This window comes from Planomonospora corallina (assembly GCF_042650625.1).
GTDB classification, from domain to species: domain Bacteria; phylum Actinomycetota; class Actinomycetes; order Streptosporangiales; family Streptosporangiaceae; genus Planomonospora_B; species Planomonospora_B corallina.
Genome location: NZ_JBHSBM010000024.1, coordinates 175,930 through 200,936, shown reverse-complemented (window position 1 = coordinate 200,936; position 25,007 = coordinate 175,930). Strand labels below are relative to the sequence as shown.

At 70.7% G+C, this 25,007-nt stretch carries 30 protein-coding genes and 1 pseudogene; 14 read left to right on the top strand and 17 right to left on the bottom strand.

Features of this window, described 5'->3' with window-relative positions; genetic code table 11:
- From ACFOWE_RS22050 to ACFOWE_RS22040, 3 genes and pseudogenes are all read left to right on the top strand, one after another.
- Positions 1 to 297, top strand: a pseudogene (locus tag ACFOWE_RS22050) (phospholipid carrier-dependent glycosyltransferase); the annotation flags it as partial.
- Between the two features lie 110 nt (positions 298 to 407).
- A complete protein-coding gene (locus ACFOWE_RS22045) occupies positions 408 to 1,571 on the top strand; it encodes a hypothetical protein (protein ID WP_377290756.1) in 1,164 nt (387 codons plus the stop codon).
- Between the two features lie 483 nt (positions 1,572 to 2,054).
- On the top strand, positions 2,055 to 3,077 hold the full coding sequence (locus tag ACFOWE_RS22040; protein ID WP_377290754.1) for an AI-2E family transporter: 1,023 nt from the start codon (positions 2,055 to 2,057) through the stop codon (positions 3,075 to 3,077).
- A 95-nt stretch (positions 3,078 to 3,172) separates the two neighbouring features.
- Here ACFOWE_RS22040 and ACFOWE_RS22035 read toward each other — a convergent pair whose 3' ends face one another.
- Positions 3,173 to 3,808: a dienelactone hydrolase family protein gene (locus tag ACFOWE_RS22035; protein WP_377290752.1), complete on the bottom strand. Its 636-nt coding sequence runs from the start codon at positions 3,806 to 3,808 to the stop codon at positions 3,173 to 3,175.
- A gap of 109 nt (positions 3,809 to 3,917) precedes the next feature.
- Positions 3,918 to 4,433, bottom strand: coding sequence for a DoxX family protein (locus tag ACFOWE_RS22030; RefSeq protein ID WP_377290750.1), 516 nt, complete (start codon positions 4,431 to 4,433; stop codon positions 3,918 to 3,920).
- Positions 4,434 to 4,739: 306 nt separating this feature from the next.
- Between ACFOWE_RS22030 and ACFOWE_RS22025 the strand changes: the two genes are divergently transcribed.
- Positions 4,740 to 5,189 carry a hypothetical protein gene (locus ACFOWE_RS22025; protein ID WP_377290748.1) on the top strand — a complete coding sequence of 150 codons (450 nt, stop codon included), beginning with the start codon at positions 4,740 to 4,742 and terminating at the stop codon, positions 5,187 to 5,189.
- Here ACFOWE_RS22025 and ACFOWE_RS22020 read toward each other — a convergent pair.
- Together ACFOWE_RS22020 and ACFOWE_RS22015 are read right to left on the bottom strand one after the other, a co-directional pair.
- Entirely contained in the window at positions 5,182 to 5,748 is a 567-nt protein-coding gene (locus ACFOWE_RS22020) for a hypothetical protein (protein ID WP_377290746.1), read from the bottom strand. The genes ACFOWE_RS22025 and ACFOWE_RS22020 overlap by 8 nt on opposite strands.
- Positions 5,749 to 5,793: 45 nt before the next feature.
- Positions 5,794 to 6,363: a hypothetical protein gene (locus ACFOWE_RS22015; RefSeq protein WP_377290744.1), complete on the bottom strand. Its 570-nt coding sequence runs from the start codon at positions 6,361 to 6,363 to the stop codon at positions 5,794 to 5,796.
- A 28-nt stretch (positions 6,364 to 6,391) separates the two neighbouring features.
- On the opposite strand from ACFOWE_RS22015, the gene ACFOWE_RS22010 reads away from it, so the two are divergent.
- The gene (locus ACFOWE_RS22010; protein WP_377290742.1) at positions 6,392 to 7,846 is read left to right on the top strand and encodes a hypothetical protein; all 1,455 of its coding nucleotides are present in this window, start codon (positions 6,392 to 6,394) and stop codon (positions 7,844 to 7,846) included.
- A 79-nt stretch (positions 7,847 to 7,925) separates the two neighbouring features.
- On the opposite strand, the gene ACFOWE_RS22005 is transcribed toward ACFOWE_RS22010, so the two are convergent.
- The 4 genes from ACFOWE_RS22005 to ACFOWE_RS21990 all read right to left on the bottom strand — a co-directional run bounded on the left by ACFOWE_RS22005 (position 7,926) and on the right by ACFOWE_RS21990 (position 10,575).
- Complete coding sequence (locus ACFOWE_RS22005) at positions 7,926 to 8,774, bottom strand: phosphotransferase (RefSeq protein ID WP_377290740.1); 849 nt, start codon at positions 8,772 to 8,774, stop codon at positions 7,926 to 7,928.
- A gap of 225 nt (positions 8,775 to 8,999) precedes the next feature.
- Positions 9,000 to 9,377, bottom strand: coding sequence for a VOC family protein (locus tag ACFOWE_RS22000; protein WP_377290776.1), 378 nt, complete (start codon positions 9,375 to 9,377; stop codon positions 9,000 to 9,002).
- Between the two features lie 155 nt (positions 9,378 to 9,532).
- Positions 9,533 to 9,952 (bottom strand): nitroreductase family deazaflavin-dependent oxidoreductase, encoded by a 420-nt coding sequence (locus ACFOWE_RS21995; protein WP_377290738.1) that lies wholly within the window; start codon positions 9,950 to 9,952, stop codon positions 9,533 to 9,535.
- Positions 9,952 to 10,575, bottom strand: coding sequence for an NAD(P)-dependent oxidoreductase (locus ACFOWE_RS21990; protein WP_377290736.1), 624 nt, complete (start codon positions 10,573 to 10,575; stop codon positions 9,952 to 9,954). Before ACFOWE_RS21990 ends, ACFOWE_RS21995 begins: the two co-directional genes overlap by 1 nt.
- Before the next feature lie 102 nt (positions 10,576 to 10,677).
- Between ACFOWE_RS21990 and ACFOWE_RS21985 the strand changes: the two genes are divergently transcribed.
- Positions 10,678 to 11,115 carry a winged helix-turn-helix transcriptional regulator gene (locus ACFOWE_RS21985; RefSeq protein WP_377290734.1) on the top strand — a complete coding sequence of 146 codons (438 nt, stop codon included), beginning with the start codon at positions 10,678 to 10,680 and terminating at the stop codon, positions 11,113 to 11,115.
- A gap of 56 nt (positions 11,116 to 11,171) precedes the next feature.
- Here ACFOWE_RS21985 and ACFOWE_RS21980 read toward each other — a convergent pair whose 3' ends face one another.
- Positions 11,172 to 11,459, bottom strand: coding sequence for a DUF4287 domain-containing protein (locus ACFOWE_RS21980; protein WP_377290732.1), 288 nt, complete (start codon positions 11,457 to 11,459; stop codon positions 11,172 to 11,174).
- Between the two features lie 260 nt (positions 11,460 to 11,719).
- Here ACFOWE_RS21980 and ACFOWE_RS21975 point away from each other — a divergent pair, with 260 nt between their 5' ends.
- Positions 11,720 to 11,902: a helix-turn-helix domain-containing protein gene (locus ACFOWE_RS21975; protein ID WP_377290731.1), complete on the top strand. Its 183-nt coding sequence runs from the start codon at positions 11,720 to 11,722 to the stop codon at positions 11,900 to 11,902.
- A 372-nt stretch (positions 11,903 to 12,274) separates the two neighbouring features.
- On the opposite strand, the gene ACFOWE_RS21970 is transcribed toward ACFOWE_RS21975, so the two are convergent.
- Positions 12,275 to 13,246, bottom strand: coding sequence for a zinc-binding dehydrogenase (locus ACFOWE_RS21970; protein WP_377290729.1), 972 nt, complete (start codon positions 13,244 to 13,246; stop codon positions 12,275 to 12,277).
- A 310-nt stretch (positions 13,247 to 13,556) separates the two neighbouring features.
- Positions 13,557 to 13,706 carry a DUF7710 domain-containing protein gene (locus tag ACFOWE_RS33915; RefSeq protein WP_449301223.1) on the bottom strand — a complete coding sequence of 50 codons (150 nt, stop codon included), beginning with the start codon at positions 13,704 to 13,706 and terminating at the stop codon, positions 13,557 to 13,559.
- Positions 13,707 to 14,101: 395 nt separating this feature from the next.
- On the opposite strand from ACFOWE_RS33915, the gene ACFOWE_RS21965 reads away from it, so the two are divergent.
- The 4 genes from ACFOWE_RS21965 (at position 14,102) to ACFOWE_RS21950 (ending at position 16,981) form a co-directional block, all read left to right on the top strand.
- Positions 14,102 to 14,428, top strand: coding sequence for a hypothetical protein (locus tag ACFOWE_RS21965; protein ID WP_377290727.1), 327 nt, complete (start codon positions 14,102 to 14,104; stop codon positions 14,426 to 14,428).
- Between the two features lie 60 nt (positions 14,429 to 14,488).
- Complete coding sequence (locus ACFOWE_RS21960; RefSeq protein WP_377290725.1) at positions 14,489 to 14,731, top strand: hypothetical protein; 243 nt, start codon at positions 14,489 to 14,491, stop codon at positions 14,729 to 14,731.
- Between the two features lie 69 nt (positions 14,732 to 14,800).
- Positions 14,801 to 15,823, top strand: coding sequence for a hypothetical protein (locus ACFOWE_RS21955; RefSeq protein WP_377290723.1), 1,023 nt, complete (start codon positions 14,801 to 14,803; stop codon positions 15,821 to 15,823).
- A gap of 195 nt (positions 15,824 to 16,018) precedes the next feature.
- Positions 16,019 to 16,981 (top strand): ankyrin repeat domain-containing protein, encoded by a 963-nt coding sequence (locus tag ACFOWE_RS21950; RefSeq protein WP_377290721.1) that lies wholly within the window; start codon positions 16,019 to 16,021, stop codon positions 16,979 to 16,981.
- A 697-nt stretch (positions 16,982 to 17,678) separates the two neighbouring features.
- Here the strand turns inward: ACFOWE_RS21950 and ACFOWE_RS21945 are convergent.
- Positions 17,679 to 18,251 carry a DUF6461 domain-containing protein gene (locus tag ACFOWE_RS21945; RefSeq protein ID WP_377290719.1) on the bottom strand — a complete coding sequence of 191 codons (573 nt, stop codon included), beginning with the start codon at positions 18,249 to 18,251 and terminating at the stop codon, positions 17,679 to 17,681.
- A 233-nt stretch (positions 18,252 to 18,484) separates the two neighbouring features.
- On the opposite strand from ACFOWE_RS21945, the gene ACFOWE_RS21940 reads away from it, so the two are divergent.
- Both ACFOWE_RS21940 and ACFOWE_RS21935 read left to right on the top strand, forming a co-directional pair.
- Positions 18,485 to 18,856, top strand: a complete 372-nt coding sequence (locus tag ACFOWE_RS21940) for a transposase (protein ID WP_377290717.1) — start codon at positions 18,485 to 18,487, stop codon at positions 18,854 to 18,856.
- Positions 18,792 to 19,664 (top strand): IS3 family transposase, encoded by an 873-nt coding sequence (locus tag ACFOWE_RS21935; protein WP_377290715.1) that lies wholly within the window; start codon positions 18,792 to 18,794, stop codon positions 19,662 to 19,664. The genes ACFOWE_RS21940 and ACFOWE_RS21935 overlap by 65 nt, the downstream gene beginning before the upstream one ends.
- Before the next feature lie 37 nt (positions 19,665 to 19,701).
- On the opposite strand, the gene ACFOWE_RS21930 is transcribed toward ACFOWE_RS21935, so the two are convergent.
- From ACFOWE_RS21930 to ACFOWE_RS21915, 4 genes are all read right to left on the bottom strand, one after another.
- Positions 19,702 to 20,871, bottom strand: a complete 1,170-nt coding sequence (locus ACFOWE_RS21930) for an acyltransferase family protein (RefSeq protein ID WP_377290713.1) — start codon at positions 20,869 to 20,871, stop codon at positions 19,702 to 19,704.
- The gene (locus tag ACFOWE_RS21925; protein WP_377290711.1) at positions 20,864 to 21,604 is read right to left on the bottom strand and encodes an alpha/beta hydrolase; all 741 of its coding nucleotides are present in this window, start codon (positions 21,602 to 21,604) and stop codon (positions 20,864 to 20,866) included. The genes ACFOWE_RS21930 and ACFOWE_RS21925 overlap by 8 nt, the downstream gene beginning before the upstream one ends.
- Positions 21,605 to 21,762: 158 nt before the next feature.
- Positions 21,763 to 22,473 carry a response regulator gene (locus ACFOWE_RS21920; RefSeq protein ID WP_377290709.1) on the bottom strand — a complete coding sequence of 237 codons (711 nt, stop codon included), beginning with the start codon at positions 22,471 to 22,473 and terminating at the stop codon, positions 21,763 to 21,765.
- Between the two features lie 54 nt (positions 22,474 to 22,527).
- On the bottom strand, positions 22,528 to 23,856 hold the full coding sequence (locus ACFOWE_RS21915; protein WP_377290707.1) for a sensor histidine kinase: 1,329 nt from the start codon (positions 23,854 to 23,856) through the stop codon (positions 22,528 to 22,530).
- A gap of 255 nt (positions 23,857 to 24,111) precedes the next feature.
- Here ACFOWE_RS21915 and ACFOWE_RS21910 point away from each other — a divergent pair, with 255 nt between their 5' ends.
- Entirely contained in the window at positions 24,112 to 24,669 is a 558-nt protein-coding gene (locus tag ACFOWE_RS21910; protein ID WP_377290705.1) for a hypothetical protein, read from the top strand.
- Here ACFOWE_RS21910 and ACFOWE_RS21905 read toward each other — a convergent pair.
- Positions 24,659 to 24,889, bottom strand: coding sequence for a hypothetical protein (locus tag ACFOWE_RS21905; RefSeq protein ID WP_377290703.1), 231 nt, complete (start codon positions 24,887 to 24,889; stop codon positions 24,659 to 24,661). The two genes, ACFOWE_RS21910 and ACFOWE_RS21905, sit on opposite strands and share 11 nt — an antisense overlap.
- Positions 24,890 to 25,007 lie beyond the last annotated feature (118 nt).

Here is a 25,007-nt window from a genome sequence, read left to right as displayed (position 1 = left end):
TTCTACGCGGTCCCGATGGTGCCGTTCATGGTGCTGGCCGTCACGCTGGCCGCCGGTCTGGTCATCGGCCCCGCCACCGCACCGCCGCGGCGTCACATGGTCGGCACGGGGTTCGCCGGGGCGTTCGCCCTCCTCACCACCGCACCACCGCGGCGCCGGATGATCGGCGCGGGGGTCGTCGGGGCGTTCCTCCTCCTCGCCCTCATCAACTTCTGGTATCTGTATCCGGTGCTCACCGCGGAGAACATCCCGTACTCCGAGTGGCATGCCAGGATGCTCTTCCAGAGGTGGATCTGACCGTCCACATACGAGTTGCTTAGAGCTGGTTTCGTAGGGTAGGCGACGTGCGCGATCCACTACGTCACGTTCATCGTCAGGGCAGGCCGTCATACGGCAGACTTCGAGGCATGCCTGCACCGGACGTGGCGGCGCTCCTCGTCGAGCTGGAGCGGTCGGACCCCGACTGCGCCGAGGACGCCCGGAGCGCGATCGAGTGGCTGAGCGGCGGCGAGCCGCTGGAGACGATCACCGAGCTCGGGGTGTGCGAGTTCCTCTGGTACACGCTGCCGACCAAGGTCTCCGGTGACCGTCCGGCGACGGCCCGCGCCCTGGGCAGGCTGCTGCGGCTGGGCGGCCTGGAGCGTTACGCGGCGCTGTGCGCCTCCCCCATCACCTCGCGGATCCTGCGCACCTACGCCCGCTCCGGCGAGGACGCCGGGATCGCCGCCTACCAGGCGGCGCTGCACGAGCGCGGGGTGCTCCCGCCGGACGTGCCGGAGCTGCGGTGGAGTTCGATCATGGGCCCGGAGGAGCTGGGCGCCCACGGCGCCTGCTCGGCCGCGCTGGAGCTGGCCATCGTCTCCGGGGAGCTCTCCCCCCGCGCCACCCGTGAGCGGGAGGCCCTGACCCGCCGCTGGCTGACCACGCCCCGGGCGGAGCTGGGCGGGGACAACTGGCTCCACCGGGTGCAGGGCGAGCGGCTGAACCGCTGGGTGCTGGGCAGGGGCCCGGCCTGGCGGGAGCTGGCCCAGCCCTTCGAGGTCCGCCTGCACGCCCCCATCCCGGTCCCGGACGGGGAGCATCTGGGAGTGCTGCGCCGGCTGCTGCGCCGCGGGGCGGAGCCCGGCGGGGTCCGGCCGGACGGTCCGTCCGCGGCGGCCGGGGAGGCCGCGCAGCGGATGGACGCGATGGAGCGCGCCGGCCACGCGCTGGTGACCACCGCCGCCGGGCGGCGCCTGCTCGACGATCCCGGCCTGCTCTGGGAGGCCGCGGCGGCCGCCCTGCTCTCTCCGGCCGCCCACGAGCACGAGATCGGTGTGTCCGTCCGGGAGGTGGCCCTCATGCTGCTGGCGGACGGTCTGCCCGCCGACCGGGCGGGAGTGGCCGCCGTGATCGGCTGCGAGGAGGAGCGGCATCCGGAGGTCGACGGCTCCCTGACCGAGCTGACCCGTCTGCTGGACGCCTTCGGCCTGCGGGCGGGTGACACGCTCACCACCGCCGGCCGTTCCGCCGCGCTGACGGCCCTGCGCGGGCACGCGCTCCGTCCCCGGCAGTACGTCAGCGTGAACTGATCCTCCTTACGGCCCTGCGCGGCACGCGCCCCGTCCCCGGCAGTACGTCAGCGTGAACTGATCCTCCTTACGGCCCTGCGCGGCACGCGCCCCGTCCCCGGCAGTACGTCAGCGTGAACCGACCCTCCTTTCTGTCCGACTATTTCCCCACATGGCGGGCAGAGGCGGGGGGTGCCCGAACCCACCTCCCGCGACGATGCCCCCCGGCCGGGCGCGTCACCGCGGAAGCCTCAGGACGCGCCGCCGGACGCCCCACCGGACGCCCCGGCGAAGGCTCCGGCCGAGGACTCTCCCGGGCCGTCCCCCGCGGGTTCCGAGCCCGTACCCGGGCCTCCGGCGCCCCCGGCGGTCCCCGGACCTCCAGCGGGCCCCGAACCGCCGCTGACCTCGGCGGGCCCGCTGCGCGCCCTCGACGACGCCGGCACAGTGCCCTCCGCCGGCGCGCCGCCCCCCGAGGCCCCCTTCGGCCGGCCCGGCCGCCCGATGCGGAACAACCCGTTCGTGTTCGGCTTCACCGCCGCCCTGGGTGTGCTCACCGCCTGGCTGCTGGTGCAGGCCATCGCGGGCGCGGGCTCGGTGCTGATCCTCATCGTGGTCTCGCTCTTCCTCGCCGTCGGCCTGAACCCCGCCGTCGAGGCGCTCCAGCGCCGCAATCTGACGCGCACGCTCGCGATCACGGTGGTCTTCCTCGGCGTCATCGCGCTCTTCGCCGTCTTCGGCCTGGCGGTGGTGCCCCCGCTGACCGTGCAGTCCGCCGAGTTCGTGGAGAACGTCCCGGCGTACGTGGAGCAGTTGCAGAACCATCCGCTCGTCCGCGACCTGGACCAGCGTTTCCAGCTGCTGGACAGGCTCCAGCAGTACGTCACCAGCGGCGACTTCGGCAACCAGCTGTTCGGCGGCGTGCTCGGCTTCGGCACGGTCCTGCTCGGCGCCGTCTTCAACTCGGTGACCGTGCTGGTCCTCACGCTCTACCTCCTCGGCTCCCTCACCTCGATCAAGGAGATGGGGTACCGCCTGGTGCCGCGCTCCCGCCGCACCCGGGCCCGCCTGCTCGGCGACGAGATCATCCAGCAGGTCGGCGGCTACGTCGCCGGGAACCTGATCGTCTCGCTGATCGCCGGGGTGACGACCTTCGTCTTCCTGAGCGTCATGCAGGTGCCGTACGCGCTGGCCCTGTCACTGGTCGTGGCGCTGACCGACCTCATCCCGCTGGTCGGCGCGTTCATCGGCGCGGGAGCCGCCTCACTGGTGGGGTTCTTCGTCTCCCCCACGGTGGGCATCGTCTGCATCGTCTTCTTCACCGTCTACCAGCAGATCGAGAACTACCTGATCGCGCCCAGGGTGATGAAGAGCTCGGTGGACGTCCCGCCGCTGGCCACGATCGTCAGCGCCCTGCTCGGCGGCGCCCTGCTCGGCGTGGTCGGCGCCCTGCTGGGCATCCCGATCGCCGCGGCCCTGCTGCTCATCGTCCGCGAGGTGTTCCTGCCCCGCCAGGAACGCCTGTGAGGGCGGCGCTCCGCCCGGGCGGAGCAGGCGGGGCCGTACGGTCGCGGAGCCGTACGGTCGCGGAGCCGTACGGTCGCGGAGCCGTACGGCCGCCGCTACTCGACGCCGTCCAGGAAGCCGAGCACCCGCTCGGTGAGCAGCGCGGCGGCCCGCTCGTCATAGGAGGGCAGGCTCGCGTCGGTGAACAGGTGCCGGTCGCCGGGGTAGAGGAACAGCTCGGCCCGCGGGGCCGTCCGGACGAGCTCCCGGGCCGCCTCGAGGTCGCCCTCCCCGGCGAAGAACGCGTCGCCCTCCATCCCGTGCACCTGGACCGGGACCGCCCCGGGCCACCGGCCGCCGAACTCGGAGACGGGGGCGCAGGCGTGGAAGAGCAGCGCTCCCCTCGCCCCGGCCCGGGTCTGGGCCAGCATCTGCGCCGGCAGCACGCCGAGTGAGAAACCGGCATAGACCAGTTCGGCGGGGAGCCTCCCGGCGGCGGCCCGGCCGCGCTCGGCGAGCGTGCCGAAGCCGGTCTCCCGGGCGTGGGCGACCCCCTCCTCCAGGACGTCGAAGACGCGGCCCTCGTACAGGTCCGGGACGTGGACCGTGTGACCGGCCTTCCTCAGCGCATCGGCGAACTCCCGGACGCCGGGCGTCAGCCCGTGCGCGTGGTGGAACAGCAGCACCTCGGCCATCTCTCTCCCTCCGGCCCGCGGGGCCCGCACGGCCACGCCGGTGTGATCATGCACCACGCCCCCGACATTCCGCGGGCCTGCCGTGCTCACCTCCAGCGCGGATGCGCGGTTCCGTCCTCACCGGCGGCATCGACGGGAAACGCGCTCCGGGCCCGGCGCCTCCTTTTCAGCGCGCAGGAGACGCGCTGCGCACAGAGGCCGCACGGCTCGACCGCTCCGCTGCGGCGCCCGCCGCCCAGAGCGCCACACCGATGTAGAGGATCTGCTCGGGGACGCGCTGCCCCAGCGGTGTCACCGCCTCTCCGGCGAGGGTGACCCCGGCCAGCGCGGCGTGGACGTTGGCCGGGAGCATGAGCACGAACAGCACCGCCAGGCAGATCCCGGCCGCCCGCCGAGTGGCCGGGATCACGAGGCCCACCGCTCCCGCCAGTTCCAGGACACCGGTCAGATAGACCACGAGGGCGGGGAGCGGGACGAACGGCGGGACCATGGCCACCATGTCGGCGTGGTTCGGCATGAAGGTCACGCCCGGCGGGACGAAGTGGGCGCCGGCCGTCATCACGAGCATGACGGCCAGGCCGTGCGCGGCGCTCACCCGCCAGGTGGTGAAGCGGGGCAGGCCGGGCGCCGCACCCAGCAGGCGGAATCCCAGCGTGGCCACGACAAGGACGATCACGGTCATGAACATCACCTTTCTTTGGATAGTGATGCTATCCCATAATTAGATAGAAGTACTATCCAAAAGAGGCTGCGGGGTGGTCAGCACCACCTCGACCGCCGCGTCCTCAGTGATGCGCCGGGCGTGAGCTCCATGTGCCCGGCCACCTCGGCCACCTCGGCCACGTCGGCCACGTCGCCATGCGAGTGGACGAGGCGGCCACGGCCGGCGGAGGACCCCCTCCCGTGAACCGGCCGCGGATCCGATCCTGTCGGCCCCGTCCGCCATGATCGGCGTGCTCACCCGCCGCACACGCCCCCGAGGATTGCCATGACAGAGATCATCAAGGTGCTCCGTGGCCGGAGGATCCGGGGATACCCGGCCGGAGTGGAAGACGTCCGAGGAGAGCCGGGCCTCTCCGATCTCGACCGCGGGGAGGACTGGATCGACAGCGGCCCCAACGCCATCGCGCTCGACACCGGCGGCTGCGACCACGTTCTCATCGCGTACGAACTCTGGGACGGCGAGCCGACCACCCCGGACTGGGACGAGAGCCGGTCGGGAAGCGTCCGCCTGACTTCCGGGAAGACCTGCGCGATCAGCGGCTCCTCCGGAGAACTCGACCACCACGAGGAGTTCGATCTCGGTCGCCGGGAGCACGAGTGGCGCTTCAAGGCCCACCGCAGGCTCCTCCGCCACGACGGCTTCACGGCGGACGCCATCGGCTTCGCCCTGTTCAAGCTGCAGTTCTGGTCGCCTGTGAAGGAGGCCGCTAGCTGAAGCACCAGTCCGCCACGGGCTCCCACTCCGCGGACAGGTACGGCAGGCGGGCCGAGCGGTAGAGCACGGCGATCAGGACCACGCCAGCCGCGAAGCAGGCGACGGAGATGACGGCGCCGAGGTCGGCGTAGCCGTACCCGGCCGCGGTGCCGAGCGCTCCCAGGCCGGTGACGGCCCAGCGCAGCACGTCGAGGAGGGCGGCCCTGGAGGTGTCGCCGCCGGCGTGGACCCGCCCGATGACGGCGTCGGTGACCAGCCAGACGGTGACCAGGGAGCCGGCGGCGGCGGCGAGGCCGATCACCTGGACGATGAGGGAGACCGTCCGCAGGTGTCCCGGATCCGCGGTGGACGTGACCGTGGCGACGATGGAGAGGCAGAGCATGGCGGCGGCGCAGTACGCGGCCCTGCCGAAGGAGTCGTCGTCGCGGTACCGCAGCCCCAGCAGCCCGGCCGCGCACAGTCCCCACCCGACGGGGTCGAGGAGCAGATCGAACCCTTCGAGCCGGAAGGCTCCGAAGACCAGGACGAGACCGGTGGTGATCTTCGTGACGGGTCGCATGCGCCGCCTCCTTCCAGACGTGCCGTCCACGGATGAGCGGGCCCGTCAGAGCGACGGGTTCACCGCGTCGTTGCAGACCTCGGCGGCGAGGCCGCGCTGCCAGGCGACCGGGACGCGCCCCCCTGGGCCGCCCAGCCACCACGAGTCCCACACCACCTCCACCGTCCTCGAGCCCGTCCAGGACCGGTAGGAGACGCGGACCGGCTGAGGCTCGTGCGGCACCGCCGCGCAGTCGGTGATGACGACGCGCCTGACCAGGGCTTCCACGTCGCCACCCGCCACGGTGACCTCGGAAGGCTCCTCCGGCCCGGGGTCGGGCAGCAGGCGGAGACCCGGCATGTCCGCCGAGATACCGGTGAGGGTGAAGGGGACCATTCCTTCATTGTCTATAGAAATATGCACATCGGCGGACAGGAGCCCGTTCTCGTCCACAATGGCATGGAGGAAGAAGCTGTCGAGCTCCCAGCGGATATGCGGGGTCACCGACCCCGTCCACCACATTCCCGCGGCGATGACCGCGGACGACAGTCCGAGGGACACCGCGCCCTGCAGCCGTTTACGCTGCGCACGCCATGTGACGAGACCGAATTGCTGCCATATATCGCCCGAAGCCACGAGATAGCACCATATATGGTTAAGCATAGTGACAATACCCCTGACAATTTTCTGGGTGGCCGTCGCGGCCACCGTGCTGGCGGCGGCATTGCCGGTCACCCAGGAGCGGCTCACCAGGTTCGCCGCGATGTCAGGCTTCTCCCCCACGGTCGCCGAGGCCCGGCGGGTCATCGACCACTTCACCGGCCTGCGCCGCCGGAGACTGGCCGCTCTCGCCCTCACCGTGCCCGTGGCGTGCCTCACCGGGGACCCGTTCTACCTGGTCGTGGGCTGGTGCGCCGCCTCCGTCCTCCACGGCGTGCGGCTGTCGCCCCGGATCCGCACCGACGGCGTACGGCTACCGCCCCCGGAGCCCCGCGCCCGGGGCGGGGCGAGGATCCACCGGGACGCCTGGCTGCTCTGCCTGGGCGGCGCCGTGGCGGCCTCGGCCCATCTGCTGGCGGGCCAGGGCGTCACACCGGCCCGCCTCGCCCATGCCGCCGTCATGGCCGCCGCGGCGGCGGCCGTACCGCTCGCCGCCCGGAACCTGGGCGCCGGACCGGCATCCGGGACACCCGAGGACGCGGCCCGGGCCGAGCCGGCCATCCGCCGGTGGTCGGCGCGGAACCTCTATCTCGCGGGCACCGCGATCGTGCTGTCGGGTGCGCTGCTCACGCCCGGTCACGCCGTACAGCGCGAATTGCCCGAATATTCGATGCCGAGGTCGTTTCCTGAGCACACGGCCGCGTTCGAGACGGTGCGGGAATACGACGAACCCACCTGCCCGTGGTTCGACCAGATGGACGACCCCTGCCGGTCGTGGCTGGTGAACGGGGAGCCGTTCCCGCAGGCCGCACCGTACGTCATCGGGAAAGGCGGAGCACCCCGTCTCGCGCCATCCGTCCTCAGCCCCGACGAGAAGGCCGTCGTCTATCTGGAAAGGCACGCCCGCCGCATGGTGTATCAGGATTCCGGAGGCGTCCACCACCTCACCGGCGGCCTGCCCGACGCCCGCGTTCCCGCGCCCGTCTTCGCCGGCCAGAGCAGATATGTCGCACTGGTCGGGGAGGACACGCGGGTCGTCGACACCAGGACCTGGGCCGCGGTGCCGATCCACGGCGCCCGGCGGGTCCACGACCTCAACCGGAGCGGGATCGTGGCCACGACGGCCTCGCGGGTCCTCGTGCTCGACCACCGGGGGAGGGAACGGCTGAGCCTCCCCCTCAGGACCCTCAGGACGGACGTTCCCGAGGACACCTACCACCTTCGGCCGGACGGACGCCGCCTGGTGGTCGTCCGGGGCCCCGAGTCGCGTCTCGACACCTTCGACACCTGGACCGGCAGGCGCCTGTCCAGCGTCACACCGGTGTTCCCCGGCGACGACTTCCTCGACGCCGGCCTCGGCTGGTCGGAGCGCGGCTCCTTCCTCGTCCGGGGCGCGATGAGCGAACGCGTGTACGACCTCGACCTGACGACGGGCAGCCTCTGGAGACGCGGCAGGTGAACCGGCTCCCGGCGTCACCGCCGGCCGCTCCCGGCCCGGCCCGCCCGGTCCACCCGATCCGCCCGGCGCGCCACGGGAGCTACGGGGCGGTCAGCGCCGCCTCGACCGCCGCGCCGTTCCGCTCCAGCCACGCCTCCCGCCGCTTGATCTGGTCGCCGACCCCCTCCCGCCACATCCGCGCCCAGCCCCCGCCCCGCTCCTCGGCCAGCTGCCGCATCGAGAACCACGACCGCCGCGTCCTCAGCACGGCGACCTCGACGAGACGGGAGCGATCCACGTCCGACATCCCGTAGGCGTCGGCGAGGATCCGGCAGCGGCGCGGCACGTCGGCGTCCCGCAGCGGCGGGTCGGCGTCGGCCGGATCGCCCAGCGGAGCCCAGTGGAGCATCGCGTTGAACACCTCCTCGACCCTGGTGACCGGCTTGGCCAGGTCGAAGTCGATGAGCGCGGCGGCCTCGCCGTCCCGGAAGACGATGTTGTCCGGTGTGAAGTCCATGTGCCCGACCAGCTCGGCCGGATAGGGGGGCGCGGGCGGCATGCCCGGCGGCTCGGCGATCCCCTGGAACGGCCGGACCCCATCGGGGAGGACGAAACCCTCGGCCGCGTCGTCATAGGAGCGGACGAGACGGCCGACCGAGGCCAGCCGCGCCTCGTCGGCGACCCAGGCGGGCCGGGGCCGCCCGGCGACCTCGCCCGTGACGAACGTCAGCACCTCCCGTCCGGCCGCGTCGACGCCGAGGAAGCGCGGGGCTCCGGCGAACCCCACCGCCTCCAGATGGCGGAGCAGGGCATGGACGAGCGGGGCGTTGAAGCCGAGCGGGCGGCGCACCGTGTCACCGACGCGCACGACGCCCTCGGTGACGTCACCGCCGTCCAACGGGATCTCGGGGCCGGGATCAGAGGGCTCCACATAGGTGACGGGGTTCAACACGGCTCCTCTCCGCGGTCCGGGCGGATGCCGTACCGTACCGCGGCCCACCGGCCGATCGCTCTCCGCCCTCGCGTCCACGCCGGTTCCCGCGCCCCCTGCGCGGGACCTCGCGGACGGGCGATCCCGCCCCTCGGGCGTCGAAGCGGCGGCGGGATTCCTCGACGCGGCCGAGGCGCCGCCGGGTCCGGTCGCGGGCACCTCCCAGGAGTCCCGATCCCGGAGCTAGCCGCTCAGACGCCGGCGCAGCAGACAGAACTCGTTGCCCTCCGGGTCGGCCAGGACGTACCAGGACTCCTCGCCCGTCTGGCCGACGTCGGCGTGCACGGCGCCGATGGCCAGCAGACGCTCGAGCTCGGCGTCCTGGTCACGGTCGGTGGGATTCACATCGATATGCAAGGGCAATTTACCAACTTTAGGGTGATTTGTTGGATTAAAGACGATCGTCGGCTGGAGCCCGCCGAAGCCTTCGGCTTCAGGACCGATCTCGACGCCGCCCTCGGCCCGACCGAGGACGACGTAGCCCAGCACATCGCACCAGAACGCGGCAAGACGTTCAGGATCGCGACTGTCGATCACCAACTCGCTGATACGGCACGCCATACGATCGACGCTGCCCGCTCCGGCCCCCGCCATGCACGGATCGAGCGGACACCGCGTCCCCGGCCGCCGCGAGCCCGGCGCAGGTTCCGATCACGGCACCAGGTCCGGAGCAGGGGACGACCACCGCCGGAGCGCCCCGAAAGCGCGGTACCCGGTCATCGCAGGCGTTCCAGGAGGACCACGGGGATCTCGCGGGCGGTCCGCTCCTGATAGGCCGCGTACTCCGGCCTGGCCGACACCATCAGGCGCCACAGGGACGGACGCTCCGCCGCCCCGGCGGGACGCGCCCATGCGGTGAAGGTCTCCGTACCGACCTGCACGGTGACGCACGGATCGGCGAGCAGGTTCAGATACCAGGCCGGATGGCGGTCCGCGCCGCGGTCGGAGGCCACCAGGACGTAGCGGTCGCCGTCGAGTCCGTAGACCAGGGCGGTGCGGCGCAGTTCGCCGGTTCTCCGGCCCCGGGTCGTCAGCAGCAGATCGTTCACCCCCGGCCGCGGCCGGCCGCCGGTCTCCTGGAAACGACGGATGTGCTCGGCGACCCAGGGGTTCGGACTGTCGTGGACCTCGGGCATCACGCCTCCCGGACGCTGACGGCGGCACGGCGGTGACGGGGGACCTCGATCTCGTCGAGCAGCGCCACCGCGAAGTCCGCGTACGTGATCCTGTCGGCCGGGTCCGCGTGGCCGGCGATCCGGTACCGGCCGGTGCGCGTGCCGCCATGGTCGAAGTCGCCTGCCGGAGCGACGTACGCCCAGTCGAGGTCGCATTCCTGAAGCACGGCGAGACCCGCCGCATGGCCGAGGTAGAAGGCGCGGTACTCGTCGGGGTAACCGGGCTCGTCCATCAGCGGAGCGCCCGACGCCCCGGGCATGATCGATGCCAGGCCGACCACCAGCAGCCGTCGCACGCCCGCCTTCACCAGGCCGGTGGTCAGGGCGCGAGCCGACGCGGTGAAGAATTCGTGCGGCGAGACGGACAGGTCCACGGCGGCGCTGATGGCCGCGTCATGACCCGCGGCCGCACGCGCGACTCCCGTCCCATCCGTGACGTCGCCCGCCACCACCCGCACGTCGGTCAGATCGTTGTGACCCGCGGGGTCACGCACCACGGCGGTGACCCGGTGCCCCCGCCGGCGCGCCTCGGCGACGGCCTGCCTACCGGCCCTGCCGCCCGCGCCGAAGACCACGATGTTCATGGCGAACCACCTTTCACCGAGGCCGGATCCCGTCCGCCCGGCCGCTCCGCGGACGCTACCGAGGGCTGCGGTTACCACGGGGATACCGGCTACCGTGAGGCCATGAGGGAACCCCTGCCCGCCGACATGTTCGACGAGTTGTGCCCGTCCTCGCTCAATCCGATCCGGTTCGGTGACAAGTGGGCGGCGCTCGTCATCCGCTGCCTCGAGCACGGGCCGCGCCGGTTCTCCGAGCTGCGGGTGCCGCTGAGCCGCGTCACCCCCAAGGTCCTCACCCGGTCACTGCGCTCCCTCGAACGGGACGGCCTGGTCAAGCGCACCGTCCACGCCGGCGCCACCCCGCATGTCGAGTACGAGCTGACCCCGCTCGGCCGCAGCATGCTCGGACCGATGGCGATCGCCTGCGCCTGGGCGCAGGAACACTGGGACGAACTGCTCGACGCCCGCGAGTCGTACGGCGACGGCCCCCGCACCGACCCCCGCACCGACCGCCGCACCGACCGCGTCGACCGCGTCGACCGCGTCGACCGCGTCGGCTGACGCGGTGAACCGCTGCCCGGATGCACGCGCCGCCTCGACGGCGACCGGCAGCCGCGTCAGGGCCGGTTCTTCTTTCCGTCCAGCCAGAGCGTGTCGGACTCGTCACGGTGGGAACCGGAGCCGCCGACGTGCTTGGCGTCGATCTTCGGCCCGTTCTTGATCACATGCACCAGCGCCATCGCGTGTCCGCGCCCGAGGCCGTGGTCCTGCTTCAACCAGTCGATGATCGCGCCCGCTTTCGTGAACGGGCCGTCGAAACCGCGCTCCTTCGCCAGCGCGATGAACTCACGCGGGGTGAGGCCGGTCTTGTCCTCGATGTTGTCCAAGTACGCCTGGAACGACATGTGCATCTCCGTTCATCGTGGGCCGCCGGACCGCGGTGTGCCGCCCATGCGGTTCCGCATGGGCGGGCCCCCGGCCGCTCCCGTCCCGGTCGCTCATCGCCGTCGCCGATCCGCGTCGCCGGCGTGTGATGCCTCCCGTTACGTTTCTGGTGGTGAACGATCCCGTGCACCAACCACCTGGATCAACGTGTGATCAGCGAAGGAACGTTTAGCCGGACTCAACGGCGGGGGCCGCGATGCCGGAACGACAGGAGATCCAGGTGTTCCCGGTGCTCGCCGACGAGTTGCACTTCACACGCACGGCCGAACGCCTGCGGCTCACTCCGGGACACGTCAGCCAGACGATCAAAAAGGTGGAGCGGCTGGTCGGCGCGCCGCTGTTCGAGCGGACCAGCCGCCAGATACGTCTGACGCCGCTCGGCAAGCAGCTGCCGATGACCTGAGACCGCACGCCGACGACATCCAGGACGCGCTCCAACGGGCGATCGACGCCGTCTCACCCCCGATGGCGCGCGCCGGAACACCACCGGTCACCCGGCAACGCGGAGGACCGCTTCCGATCTGCCGGGAACGGTCTTGCACTTGAGTCGGTACGAGGGGATTCGAACCCCTGACCTCTTCGATGCGAACCCCTGTCGGGCGTACCGCGCCTGATTGCCGGATGCCAACCGGTGCCGTCAGATGCCGCGACGGTGACGTCCGTCGATCTCGGCTGCGCTCCCGTGTCAGCGGGTCCGCTGACTTTTCGCTGACTCCCTCCGGCGTCTATCGACCGGAGATGATCCTGACCACGGGGAACGCCGTGCCAAGCATCGTCAGATCAGCAGGAGAGTCTTGCCCAGAGCACTTCGCGACTCGATCACGGCATGCGCGTCCGCAGCACGCTCCAGGGGGAAAGTCTGCCCGATGATCGGCCGGATCCGACCCGCCGCCGCCTCCGACATCACCCGCTCGGCCCAGCCCCGCATCTTCGGCCCGAACCCGAAGAGCTGCTCGATCCCGATCACCTCGACTCCGCGCCGATGCGCCTGGGCAGGATCGATCTCCGTGACTTGACCGCTGGAAGCACCGTGTACAGAGAAGCGGCCGCCAGCCGCTGTCACCTCGAACGCGGCCCGGCCGATCGCTCCACCGACCCCGTCGAACACCACATCGGGACCCGCGCCACCGGTCACCTCGCGTACCTGCTCCGCCCAGCCCGGATCCGAGTAGTCGACCGCTGCATCCGCGCCCAGATCACGGACCATGTCCAGCTTCCGCGCACCGCGCGCGGCCCCCACGACCCTGGCACCCGCCGCCCGAGCCAACTGCACCAGCACAGTGCCGACGCCGCCACCTGCCGCCTCGACCAGCACCCACTCCCCGGGAAGGATCCGAGCCCTCTCGACCAGACCCAGAGCAGTGCTGCCGTCGGTATGAAGAGCGGTCGCCTCGGGCAACCCCAGCCCGTCCGGCACCGGGATCAGATCATCCACCCCGGCCACCGCGCGCTCGGCGAAGCCACCGGTCTCTCCCACATCGGCGATAACACGCCGTCCGGACCAGCTCGGATCTACGCCCTCCCCGACCGAACCCACCTGACCGGCCACCGTACCGCCCGGCACGTACGGCAGTGCGGGCCTGTTGTGCCATTTGTCGACACCCCGCCGGATCTGCGTCTCGACGAACGTGATGCCGGCGACGGATACGTCGACCACCACCTGTCCCGGTCCGGCGACCGGGTCCGGCACCTCGCCCGGAACCAAAACCTCGGGACCTCCGAAACGCTCCGCCTGCACCACTCGCACGTCAACCGCTCCCCTGTACTCAGCTCGCCCGACACCGGTACAGAGGAGTCTTCAACCGCAACCGAGGTTGAGGTCAAATGATCACGAGGCGGCATGGCTCCGATCCGTCCGCAGGCGAGCCAGGCCCACCCTGCGTCCGACGAGTATCGAGATCGTCCCGGCGAAGCGACAGCAGGTTCTCCCGTCATGCGGGTCGTTGCTGGATGACCCCTGCGGCGAGGAGGGCTGCTCCTGCTGCGCGGTCGTGAAGCGCCCGACGAACGAGGAGTCTGCTGGTGGGCGGCACGGGGCCGGAAATGGCCGTACTCGATCACCCAGTCGCAGACACCCGTGTCGAGGGGTACTCCGTGAGCATCCCCGTCAGCTTGCCGACCTTGATCCAGGACTCTGCGCGCTCTCGCGTCCGGAACACGCCGGACGGCCACTGCGCACCGTCGCCCAAGAAGACCCAAACGGTCACGGGACCGGAATCGCTCACCGCTGAGGCACCTCGCCACTGCACTCTGCGCAGCCCGAAGGGGTACGGCTCTGATGGATGGACCGTAAATCACTCAGCAACGCAGAAGGCCGCTCCCGATCTCTCGGAAGCGGCCTTGCGACCTGGGTGGAGATGAGGGGATTCGAACCCCTGACCCCTTCGATGCGAACCCCCTGTCGGGCGTACCGCGCCTGATTGCCGGATGCCAACCGGTGCCGTCAGATGCCGCGACGGTGACGTCCGTCGATCTCGGCTGCGCTCCCGTGCCAGCGGGTCCGCCGACTTTTCGCTGACTCCCCGACCTTCCGACTCGCCGGTGAGCCCTCCTCGCACCCTCAGCAACCGCACACACGCACAGTGCCTGGATACTTGCGGCCGTGGTCATCGTCGAAGTCGTCCTGGAGACCTACGATGCGGTGGACTTCACGGCCTGGCCGATCGCGGAGCCGTCGCGCGACCGTCTTCTCTCCCTCTCCGGCCAGATGTCTCCCGCCGAGGTCGGGACGGCCATGGCCGTCATCTTCAGCTACAACGGCATTCCCGTCACTCACGCCGCCGACCTGACCGAGGCGCACCTGGAGCAGCATCTCGCCGAAGCGGAATGCCTGATCGCTCCGGGTGGGCTGCGCTTCCACGACACCACCACCGACGTCAGCGTCTCGCCCGGTTGCTGCTTCGGCTTGGAGAACTGGCGGGACTGGTAGGACGTGGCCTGCGGGCAAGGATCTTGGCTCGGCCACGACCCCACGCCGCACATCACACATGTGGGTCGCATCATCCAGCTCCGGCAACACGATGAGGACGCTTCGTCCATCGAGATCACTCGCGGCGAGCTCTCCGGCCTGCTCACCACAGCTCAACGGCACTTCTCCGGATTTCTCGATCTCGCCCGGCGATGGGCGGCGGCCACTACGCCAGGGCTGGCCGACCGGCTCACCTCAGCCCTCGACCGACACTTCATGATCAATGGAGTCTCTTCGTTCTCGGACGGCCGTGCGACACAGTGATTCTGAATACTTCCGCACAAGGCGGGACATTGTGCCACCATGATGCGTCGTTCCGACGGAGGAGACTGATTGGTCGTTTTCGCCTGTGCGGAGTGCGGCGCCGCGATGACCACGAAGGTGGCCCGGGTGGCGCTTCCCGACCACTCTGGCCAGAAGTACGGGCATGGTCTGCTCCCCAGCCTTCTGGAGCCAGGGACGTACGCGGTGGACCCTGGAGACGGCCAGTCCTGGGAACCATTGAAGCCCGAGCCGGAAGCGCAAGGCGTCCGGCTGCTGACGTACTGCATCTCGGGCGCTCCGAACAGGATCGGAATCGCGCCGGGTGACGTCCGCGGAACCGTCTTCATCCCGGAGCGGTTAGGCGGCTGCTGCTGCGGCTGGGACGGCCAGTACGGCCCCAACCTGGCGTGCGCGAGGTGCGACCGTCCGGTGGCGACTCGCGTCGACGACTGCGGGTTCTGGCAGGTGGTGTGGCTGGAGCCGGAAGCCGTGCGTCCTGTCGCCGTCGGCGGCCCCGTCCAACGGGTGATCGACTGGGCGGAACTGCAGAGCATCCCGCCCGTTGATCCGCGTGGTTTCTGGAGCCCTCTATGGGAGGCCGCGGCGGCGGTGGCACTGGCCCACCTGCTGGCAGTATCGGGCGGTAAGCGGGTATCCGTCCCTGAGGGACCTGTCGCACAGGTGTTCCGCCGGGCGATCGACAGTCTGCTCCCTCCGGAGCCACCGGAACGCCATCTCGTCCTGGCCGGGCCCGGCCTGTCTGCCGCGATCACGGACATCGCCCTGGTGCCGCGGCATCCGCAGACCGGTGAGGTATGGCCCTGCGACGCGGGAGCGGTGGTGCCCCTGTCCGCGGGCGTGTGGACATACTTGGCGTTCAACGATGACCGGCGGCTCGTGCCGGCGGCGTACGGGATGCCTGCCGTCGTTCGCCGTGATGATCCGCCCCCGCTGCTACCGTCCAGCCCCTTCCGTCCCGACGGGCGAGTGTTCCTCAGCACGCTGGAGCGGCTGGCGGCGGTTCGGCAGCCGTGGTTGCGCCGCATCTACGACCGGGTGAAAGACCGCCCCCACATGGACCCGTTCGCGTAGATGCGCGAGCAGGGCGATGGCCTCACGGATAGGTGTCGTCTATGGACGTGACCGCCGTCCACAAGCCGGTACGGCCATGCCCCCGGAGGACATCCTCCTGCAGACCATCTGCGATATCAGTCCGAATCTGTCGGCCTCGCACGCCATGATCGGCGTTCATGCGTCCTATACGTCTACGTCCCCTCAAGGAGCGCCATGGCCGCCACCGACGATGTCAGATGGTGGGGCATCAAAGACTGGACGGATCTCGACCTGGTCCGCGCCGAGCTCGCCGCGGGCGCAGATCCGAACTACGGCGCGTTCATCTTTGAAAAGCCGCTGCACACCGCGGCTGATCGCGGCTCGCCGGACGTGGTCGCCGAGCTGGCCCGGCTCGTCGACGACGTCGACGCGGAACGCGAGGGCCGTACCGCGCTGTGGATGGCGGTCTTCGAAGGCCGCACCGAAAACGCCCGAGCCCTCGTCTCCGCCGGGGCGGACCCGTGGCGCCCCATGATGGCGGGCTGGTCCCCCGGCCGCCTCAGCCTGACCGGCCCCACTCCCGACCTCTTCCCCCTCCCCTCACCGGAGGCCGGTCTGTCCGAGGCCGAGGCCGCCGCCGTGGCGGAAGCCGGACGGCTGATCTCCGCGCTGGGAGACTACGACCACGACCTCTACGACGGCCTGGGCCTGGCCTGCGTGGCCGGGCTCAGCGCAGCCGAGGCGACGGCGCGGCTGGAGGCCGCACCCGCCGACGACGTGGACATCGACGGACTCTACGAGGCCTGGTGGAACAAGCCGGACGCCGATCTGATCGTCGGCGTCACTGACGTGCCCGGCGGCTGCGTCATCATCCAGCCCTGGGGATACACCCCGGGGACACCCGGTGTCGTCAAGCGCGTCTCGCCGGGCACGGTCTGCTACAGCATGTACGACAACCCCAAAGGTGGCATTTCTGGATATGTAGCCCGAAACAGCGCGATCTCAGGCTGGGAGTCCCACACCGCCTACACCATGCCCACCGACGCCTCCGCCGAGGAGATCCTCGCCGCCTACCTCTACAGCGACCACCCTGTGGCGTTCTGCTGCGCCGGCGCAGGCCTGCGCCTGGCCGACGCCGGGCCGATCATCGGCGCCGACATGTGGCTCAGGCTGCCCGAGCGGGACCGTTGGACCTGACCTGGGCAGATGGCGAAAGGCCCGGCTCCATGTTCCGGGCATCGAGCCTTCCGAACCGCCTTCCGGGAGCTGATGACCGCTCTGACGGCGCGCTGGGGCAGCCCCGAGACGGTCGATCTGGAACCGTACCTCTGGGCCGAGGCTCCGACCCCTGAGCCGATCAACGAACTGCGTCAGATGGCGGACAGCTGCTCGTCTGGCGGCGACCGGACGCGGGCCGGTGGTCGCGCTCACCGTCGGCCGGGTCGACCGGGAGTTCCCCATCCAGCTGTCAGCGGCGGTTGGAGCCGTCCCTGTCCCTTGATTCCTGTGGCCGACCGCCTCCGGCGTGAACGCGAGCACTCCCGTTCCCCGTACCTTCGTCTCGCGCGTCAAGGTGAACGGGCTGACACCGCGGGGTCCAGCCGCCCACCTCTGGAGTGACGAAGACCCGCGACAGGCGACGGCGATCATCCGGGTCATCATGGCCGCCGGCATCGATCGTCTGCCGGGCCTCAACGAACGTGGCCGGCCTGGGCGAGGACAGGCCCAGGACGTCCATGACTCCCGCCTGCTCACCGGCCGGGACCGCGCTCCAGCGGTTTCCAGCACGTCGACACCGGCTCAAGCCGGTCCTTCAGTGCTGCCATCACTTCCGTGGACACATCCTCGTTGTGGGCTGTGACTCCAGGAGGAAAAGACTCGCTGTCAGCCGACGTTACGACTTGACCGGTTCCGGGACGACGCCCCACACGAACGTGGAACTCTTCAACAGTTGCTCCGTCAACCTGATCCCGGTCAGGTGCTCGACGAGCAGGAAAGCCGGCCCTTCGTAGAGCCGGGGACCCGATGGGTAGAGTTTGCCGATCTCCGTCATCGTGTCCATGAGTTCGTCCGGGGTCTCCTCGAAGTGGTTGTCCTCGTCGCCCCAGGCGAATCGAATCTCGCCGTCCTCACACCAGTAGAAGTAGTCGATGTCCTCGATGCCGAGTGCCGCTTGGGAGACGAGGCGGGTGTCCTTGGAGAGCTGAGTGATCACCTCTTCGCGGGTGCCGAGCCAGTCAGGATCGAAAACGAACGTCCACTCACCGATGGAGGTGACACCCAGAGGATCCCCATAGCTTGGGTAGCGATCCGGGTCCTCAGGGAAGGGGCCCGGCGTGAAATCCTCCCATCGGCCGCCGAGGCGGGAAACCACCTGTTCGGGCGTGGCACGGACGTAGACGAAGCTGTAGCACTCCCCGCCGTATTCGCCGCGGAGCCAGGAGACATCGAGGGGCTGCATGGTCATGTCGCCATACTGCCAACCGGAACCGACAAACCCGGTCGTCACTGGACGATGGGGCCGGGCGCGGCGCGGCGTGACGCACCTTGGCCCGCCTGAACGCCGACATGTGTGAAGATCCATCGGTACTCGATGGGCTCCCCGTCCCAAGAAAAGCGGAAGCCGTCCCCTTGGGTGACTGGGCTTGATCCAGTTTGACGGACATCCGAGATCAAGGGCTCGCCCCCGGAAGGATGTCCATGACGGAGCACATGGGGAAGAAGAAACCGCGTCCTCGCCGCTCGTTCACGCGTGAGTTCAAGGCGGAGATCGTCGAGCTGTGCCGGCGCGGAGACCGTTCGATCGGCCAGGTGGCCAAGGACTTCGATCTGACCGAGACCGCGGTGCGCGACTGGATCCGCCAGGCCGAGGTCGACACCGGCCGACGTGACGGGCTGACCAGCAGTGAGCGCGAGGAATTGGCCGCGCTGCGGCGGGAGAACCGCCGCCTGCGCGAGGACGTCGAAATCCTCAAGCGGCCACGGCTTTCTTCGCCAAGGAGACCCGGTGAAGGTGCATCCCTTCATCGAGGCGGAAAAGCAGGGCGGCCACAACGTCAAACGGACGTGTGAGCTGCTGGAGGTCTCCCGATCCGCCTTCTACGCCCGCCGTCAGGGCGCGCCCGGTCCCCGGGCGGTGCGCGATGCGCACCTGGCCGAGCGCATCGCCGAGGTCCATCGGCACTCGCGGGGTGCCTACGGTGCTCCGCGCATCCATGCGGTCCTGCAGCGGGAAGGGACCGGCTGCGGCCGGCGCCGGGTGGCCCGGTTGATGCGCGCGGCCGGGCTGCAGGGCCGTCACCGGCGCCGCCGGCGGCAGACCACCGTCGCCGATCCGCGCGCCGCGCTGCGCCCCGACCTCATCGGCCGGGACTTCCGCCCGGATGCGGCCGCGCTCGATACCCGCTGGTGCGGGGACATCACCTACCTGCCGACCGGGGAGGGCTGGCTGTATCTGGCCATGGTCATCGACATCGCCTCACGTCGCGTGGTGGGCTGGGCCACCGCCGATCACCTGCGCACCGAGCTGGTCGCCGATGCTCTGCAAGCGGCCTGCCGCCGGCGCCGCCCCGCCCAAGGCGTGATCTTCCACTCGGATCGCGGTTGTCAGTACGCCAGTGGGGCGTTCGCCGAGCTGGCCGAGCGGCTCGGGGTCCGGCTGTCGGTCGGCCGGACCGGTCAATGCTGGGACAACGCCCTGGCAGAGTCGTTCTTCGCCACGCTGAAGGGCGAACTGCTCGGTGATCGGGCCTGGCCCGGCCGGGCCGCCGCCCGCAGCGCGATCTTCGAGTTCATCGAGGGCTGGTACAACCTGCACCGGCTGCACAGCAGTCTGGACTACGTTAGCCCTGCCGCCTACGAGGCCGCTGTCGCGGCCTGATCACCACACCGAAGGTGTCCGCCAAAGCGGAGCAAGCTCAATTTAACCGCTTCGCCGCTGCCCCCGCCAGGGCGAGCAGCCCTCCGAACACCGGCAGCCAGCCCAGGCGCTCCGGCAGCCAGGAGAGGTGGGCAGGCGGGGCGAGCAGTCCCGGGACGGCGCCGAAGCGGAGTGCGGCCAGGGCGGTCACGGCAGCCACTGTCAGGTGCCAGAGGAAGATCGTCATAGCGGACAGGTTGAGCAGCGCCACCGCGGCCCAGAGCCGGGGCCGGCGCATCAGCCGCCCCAGCGGCCCGTGCGCCAGCAGCGCCAGCCCCACCTGGGCGAGCCCGAAGGCGACGGCGGCGAGCGTGGGCGGGCTGAGGTTCGAGACCCCCGCCCCCGGCACGCCCACCATGCTCGCGGGATAGCCGAACCCGGCCACCAGGACCGCCGCCCCGGCCGCCCCTCCGGCCAGCAGCGCCACCGCCGTCCGCCGGGAGGCGAGCCCGCCGCCCGCCCAGCCCACCCCCAGCATGTACGGCACCAGCCACCCGGCCGCGAGGTTCACCCACCCCAGCCAGGCCGGCCCGCCCAGACCGAACCTGACCGCGTCCACCGCGAGCACCACCGCGGCCGCCGAGGCGGCGGTGACGCCCGGCCGCAGTTTCAGCAGCAGGGGAGTGGCGGCGGTGAGCACCGCGAAGACCGCCAGGAACCAGATCGGCCCGAGCGCCGGGAGCGCCAGCGCCCTGACCGTCGCGTACGGCGCGCCGTGCAGCGTCAGCCCCGCCGCGATCCCCGCCCAGACCAGCAGGAGCGGGCCCACCGGCCGCAGCAGCCGCCCCATCCTGGCCCGCACCCACGCCGGACCCGCCGCCGCCCGCGCCGGACCGTCCGTTCTCGCCCGCGCCGGACCCGCCGTCTCCGCCCGCGCCCGATCATCCGCAGTCCGCAGGCTCCGTGCCGCGGCGTACCCGCCCACGAAGAAGAACACCGCCAGCGTCTGCAGCACCCACGACAGCGGCGCGAGCTCCGGCATGAACGCGAGCGGGCTGGAGACGGCGACCGTCCCCCGGGGCCCGGGCACCCACGCCGTGACGAGCCAGTGCCCCAGCACCACCCCGGTGATCGCCAGCGCCCGCAGCGCGTCCACCCCCCGGTCCCGCCCCGGCGGCGTCATCGCCTCGACCCGCGCCGCCGTACGGCGCCCGGCCGGGTCACGCATGGGACACCTCGGTGGTCCGCCCGAGGGCGATCAGGGTGAGGTTGCGCAGGGACTCGCCGCCGGGGGCGAGGTAGTCGCTGTGCCCGGCGGCGCCGGCCGCGAACACCCGGGAACCGTAGCCGGGCTCGGCGGGATCGCGACCGAAGCCCAGCGGGCCGACCTTGATCTTGGGGATGCCGCGTGCCCAGTCCTCCGTGCCGCTGCCCACCCAGAGCGGGACCCCGCCCAGCTCGGCCGCCGAGGAGACGCCGAGCCCGGGGCTGCCGAACACGGCCAGGTTGTCCGCCCGGATCCCCGGCGCGGCCTTGGCGCACACCACCGACCCGTAGCTGTGGCACAGCAGGCTGACCCGCTTGCCGCGGAGCGTCTCGTTCACGTAGCGCCGCAGCGCCGGGGCGCCCTTCTCCGCGGCCCAGCCGGTGGCGGACCTCAGGCTGACGGTCGCCGGGCTGTCGTACCCGAGCCAGGCGACCACGGCCAGCCGGGCTGCCGGATCCAGTTCCCGCGCCTGGGCGAGCACCGCCCGCGCCCCGCCTCCGGGGGTGCTGTACGGCTTGGCCCGCCCGCCGTCGAAGGTGGCGGACGTGGTGTCGGCGCCGGGGACGATGACGGCCACGTGCTCCGCCGTACTGAGATCGCCGTAGACCCGGATGATCCGGTCACCCTGCGGCGAGGGGACGACCAGGTAGGTGAGCGCCGCGGCGGTGGCGACGGCGAGCGAGGAGCGGAGCACGGGGGCCTCCTGTCCGGTTCGGGGGAACGAGACAGGACGCTACGAATCAAGATCGGTAACTCGCGTCACACCGCGGTGCTCACCTTCACGTCACCCCCCGGAGGGAGGGAGGCGGCGCCATCCCGGGGAGCGGGGCGTGGGACGGTCCCCTGGGGACCTCATTCGCCGGGGCGGACCAGCCCGGACTCGTAGGCGTACACGATCGCCTGGGCCCGGTCGCGCAGGTTCAGCTTGGCCAGGATACGGCCGATGTGGGTCTTGACCGTCTGCTCCGAGAGTACGAGCTCCTCGGCGATCTCCTGGTTGGAGCGGCCCTTGGCGATGAGGACGAGCACCTCGGTCTCGCGTTCGGTGATGCCGTCCAGGCGGACGCGCGGGCGCTGCGGCCCGACGCGGGCGAACTCCGCGATGAGCCGCCTGGTCACCGAGGGCGCCAGCAGCGCCTCCCCGGCGGCGACCACCCGTACGGCCTCGGCCAGCTGCTGCGCGGAGGCGTCCTTGAGCAGGAACCCGCTGGCCCCGGCCCGCAGCGCCTCATAGACGTAGTCGTCGAGATCGAACGTGGTCAGGATCAGGATCTTCGGCGGGCGCCCGTCGTCCTCGCCGGAACCGGTCCGCTCCCCGCGCTCCCCGGACTCCCCGCGCGAGCCGGGGGAGAGGATCTCCCGGGTCGCGGCCAGCCCGTCCATGACCGGCATGCGCACGTCCATCAGGACCACGTCCGGCCGCAGCTCGGCGATGCGCTCGACCGCCTCCCGCCCGTTCACCGCCTCGCCCACGACCTCGATGTCGGGCTGGGCGTCCAGGAACACGGTGAAGCCGGTTCTGACCATGCCCTGGTCGTCGGCGATGAGCACCCTGATCGTCATGCGTCCTCCGTGATGGCCTGGATCGTCATGCGTCCTCCGTGATGGCCTGGATCGTCATGCGTCCTCAGCGATCGGAAGTATCGCGGTGACCGCGAAGCCCTTTCCAGCCGGCCCCGCCCACACGCTCCCGCCGAGCATGGCGGCCCGTTCCCGCATCCCGATCAGGCCATGTCCCGTGTGCTTCTCGCGCCCCGCCTTCGCCGCCTCCGCGGCGGCGCGGTCCCCGCCGTCGTCCGCCACGTGGATGTTCAGCTCGTCGCCGGATCGGGAGATCTTCACCGTGACGGCCGAGCCGGGCGCGTGCCGCATGGCGTTGCTGAGCGACTCCTGCACGATCCGGTAGGCGGACAGATTCACCGCGGTGGGCAGTTCGAGCAGGTCACCGCCCAGCTTGAGCTCCACGGCGAGCCCGGCGGAGCGCGCGGTGGCGGCGAGTTCGTCCAGGCGGCCCAGGCTCGGCTGCGGCGCGGTGTCCGTACGCCCGTCCCCGTCGCGCAGCACGCCCAGCACGCGGCGCATCTCGGTCATGGCGGCCAGCGAGAGCGCGCGGATCTCGCCGAGCCCCTCCTCCAACAGCCGCGCGTCCCCCTGCGCCTTCAGCGGTACGGCCTCCGCCTGGATGGCGATCACCGACATGTGGTGCGCCACCACGTCGTGCAGCTCCCGGGCGATCCTGGCCCGCTCCTCCAGCACGGCCTGCCCGGCCAGCGCCTGCTCGCTGCGCCGTTCCTCCTCGGCCAGCCGCCCGGCGGCCGTCCTCCTGGCCTGGACGTTGTAGCCGAACAGGACGGTGACGGTCACCATGGCGATGCCGATGAACGTCACGCCGGGCAGGTTGGGGCCGGATTGGATGCCGAGGATCCACAGGGCGGCAGCCGAGATCATCCACACGCCGATGATGACGTGCCGCTCGCAGCGGACCGCGACCGCGTAGACCACCAGTAGGTACATGATCACGGCGTCGGCGGAGAAGGCCGCCTCCAGGTCCTGGCCGCGGGTGACGATCCCCCAGGGAATCAGCACCACCGCGAGCCGCCAGGCCGTCAGCGGCCAGCGGTCGCGCAGCGCCAGCGGCAGCGAGGAGGTCACGGCGATGAACGCGATCTCTCCCTCGTCCAGAGGCGTCGCCATATACAGCGACTCGTCCCTCATGAGCGCCTGCACGGCGCGGAACAGGATGAAGGCCAGCACGAGATCAGCGACGAGGACCAGGTCGATCGTGCGGAACGGCAGCAGACTCAGGAACCCCGGCACGCGGGGGGCCAGCCGCCGGGGGCGGGGGTGCGGCGGACCGGCCCTGCCGGTCCACACGGCCGCGGTGAGCGCGCGGCCCAGCCGTGCGACGGGCCGCAGCCGCGCCCGCTGGGCGGGGGGAGAAGCCATCCGGCCAGTCTAGGGAGACCGCCGATCATCCGGATCACACCGTGGAGGGATCTCCCGCCTCACCCCGGTGAGCCGGATCACGCTAGTTGGAACCGGCGGAGCGTTGCGACCTGGCGGGCAAGGTTCCTGGGACCAAGCTTGTTGGCACCGATGGCTCATCGTGGTTGGCACCGGCCGAGGAATCCCCATGCTTTCTGCCACCGGCTTTCTGTGGTTGACGGACTGTGATGTTTCGTGTGCGATTTGCTGTGATGTGTGGGGTATCGAAGCCAAAGTGGCATGGGACCTCAAAGCCCGTTGTGGTCTCATCTGGTCGGCTGGGAGGACCTGCTGGTCCCGGTAACGGTAGATGCGGGCCTTTCTGAGCTGGATCTGAGTGAGGGTCGGCCGGATCGGTGGCTGGTGACCTGGAGACCGGACAAGGGCCTGAGATCGTGTTCGGTTCGGGAACTCGTGCGGCGGCCGGTGATGGATGGCGGGCCGATTCGCTGGTTCTCCTGGCGGCGGGCCCAGCGCCATCGGCCCGGACTGCATTTCCTGGTCAATACGGGCCGCCATCACGGAGCCGAGAGTCTTGAGGAAGCCCGGGTGCTGCTGGCGCTGGACTTCGCCAGTGATCTCATCGATGTCGTCTCGCAACCGCTGAAGCTGCGTTTCGGCACCGCAACCGGAAACAGGGAGCATACGCCCGACTTCACTGCCGTGACCCGGTCGGGGGTGTGGCTGATCGTGGACCACATGCTCTCGAACCACGTCCGGACCTGGGCGACGTACTGCGACTGCATCGAGGAGGCGTCCTCGGTCACCTGGTAGTGGAACAGCACGCGTCCTTGCCCATGACGTCGTACGTCTCGTGCGGCTCGCCCTTGATCCGGACCGTGTGCTTGACCACCGGGTAGAAGCCGAAGAACACCTGCTCCCGGTTGATCACGTAGAACTTGAACGCCGGGGTGGTCTGGTGGACGCGGACCTCGACGGAGGCGGACTTCACCAGTCCGAGGTCCGCCAGCTCGTGGACGGCCGCCAGGCCCATGACCTCGCGCGCCTGCCGTACGACCCGACCGCCACGCTGACCCTCGCGAGCTGGAGGTATGCGGGCCAGGGCTACACGGCGGGGGAATCCGCCCTCGCCGCATCGATCGCACCCGAAG

Excerpts from the sequence above, each read along its gene's own strand:
- ACFOWE_RS21950 (WP_377290721.1), top strand. The coding sequence starts at position 16,019 with ATGGCCGCCACCGACGATGTCAGATGGTGGGGCATCAAAGACTGGACG.
- ACFOWE_RS21980 (WP_377290732.1), bottom strand. The coding sequence starts at position 11,459 with ATGTCGTTCCAGGCGTACTTGGACAACATCGAGGACAAGACCGGCCTC.
- ACFOWE_RS21985 (WP_377290734.1), top strand. The coding sequence starts at position 10,678 with ATGAGGGAACCCCTGCCCGCCGACATGTTCGACGAGTTGTGCCCGTCC.
- ACFOWE_RS21920 (WP_377290709.1), bottom strand. The coding sequence starts at position 22,473 with ATGACGATCAGGGTGCTCATCGCCGACGACCAGGGCATGGTCAGAACC.
- ACFOWE_RS22000 (WP_377290776.1), bottom strand. The coding sequence starts at position 9,377 with ATGGCGTGCCGTATCAGCGAGTTGGTGATCGACAGTCGCGATCCTGAA.
- ACFOWE_RS22030 (WP_377290750.1), bottom strand. The coding sequence starts at position 4,433 with ATGACCGTGATCGTCCTTGTCGTGGCCACGCTGGGATTCCGCCTGCTG.
- ACFOWE_RS22040 (WP_377290754.1), top strand. The coding sequence starts at position 2,055 with ATGCGGAACAACCCGTTCGTGTTCGGCTTCACCGCCGCCCTGGGTGTG.
- ACFOWE_RS21930 (WP_377290713.1), bottom strand. The coding sequence starts at position 20,871 with ATGCGTGACCCGGCCGGGCGCCGTACGGCGGCGCGGGTCGAGGCGATG.
- ACFOWE_RS22045 (WP_377290756.1), top strand. The coding sequence starts at position 408 with ATGCCTGCACCGGACGTGGCGGCGCTCCTCGTCGAGCTGGAGCGGTCG.
- ACFOWE_RS22020 (WP_377290746.1), bottom strand. The coding sequence starts at position 5,748 with ATGCGACCCGTCACGAAGATCACCACCGGTCTCGTCCTGGTCTTCGGA.
- ACFOWE_RS21915 (WP_377290707.1), bottom strand. The coding sequence starts at position 23,856 with ATGGCTTCTCCCCCCGCCCAGCGGGCGCGGCTGCGGCCCGTCGCACGG.
- ACFOWE_RS21905 (WP_377290703.1), bottom strand. The coding sequence starts at position 24,889 with ATGGGCCTGGCGGCCGTCCACGAGCTGGCGGACCTCGGACTGGTGAAG.
- ACFOWE_RS21990 (WP_377290736.1), bottom strand. The coding sequence starts at position 10,575 with ATGAACATCGTGGTCTTCGGCGCGGGCGGCAGGGCCGGTAGGCAGGCC.
- ACFOWE_RS21995 (WP_377290738.1), bottom strand. The coding sequence starts at position 9,952 with ATGCCCGAGGTCCACGACAGTCCGAACCCCTGGGTCGCCGAGCACATC.
- ACFOWE_RS22025 (WP_377290748.1), top strand. The coding sequence starts at position 4,740 with ATGACAGAGATCATCAAGGTGCTCCGTGGCCGGAGGATCCGGGGATAC.
- ACFOWE_RS21945 (WP_377290719.1), bottom strand. The coding sequence starts at position 18,251 with ATGACCATGCAGCCCCTCGATGTCTCCTGGCTCCGCGGCGAATACGGC.
- ACFOWE_RS21940 (WP_377290717.1), top strand. The coding sequence starts at position 18,485 with ATGACGGAGCACATGGGGAAGAAGAAACCGCGTCCTCGCCGCTCGTTC.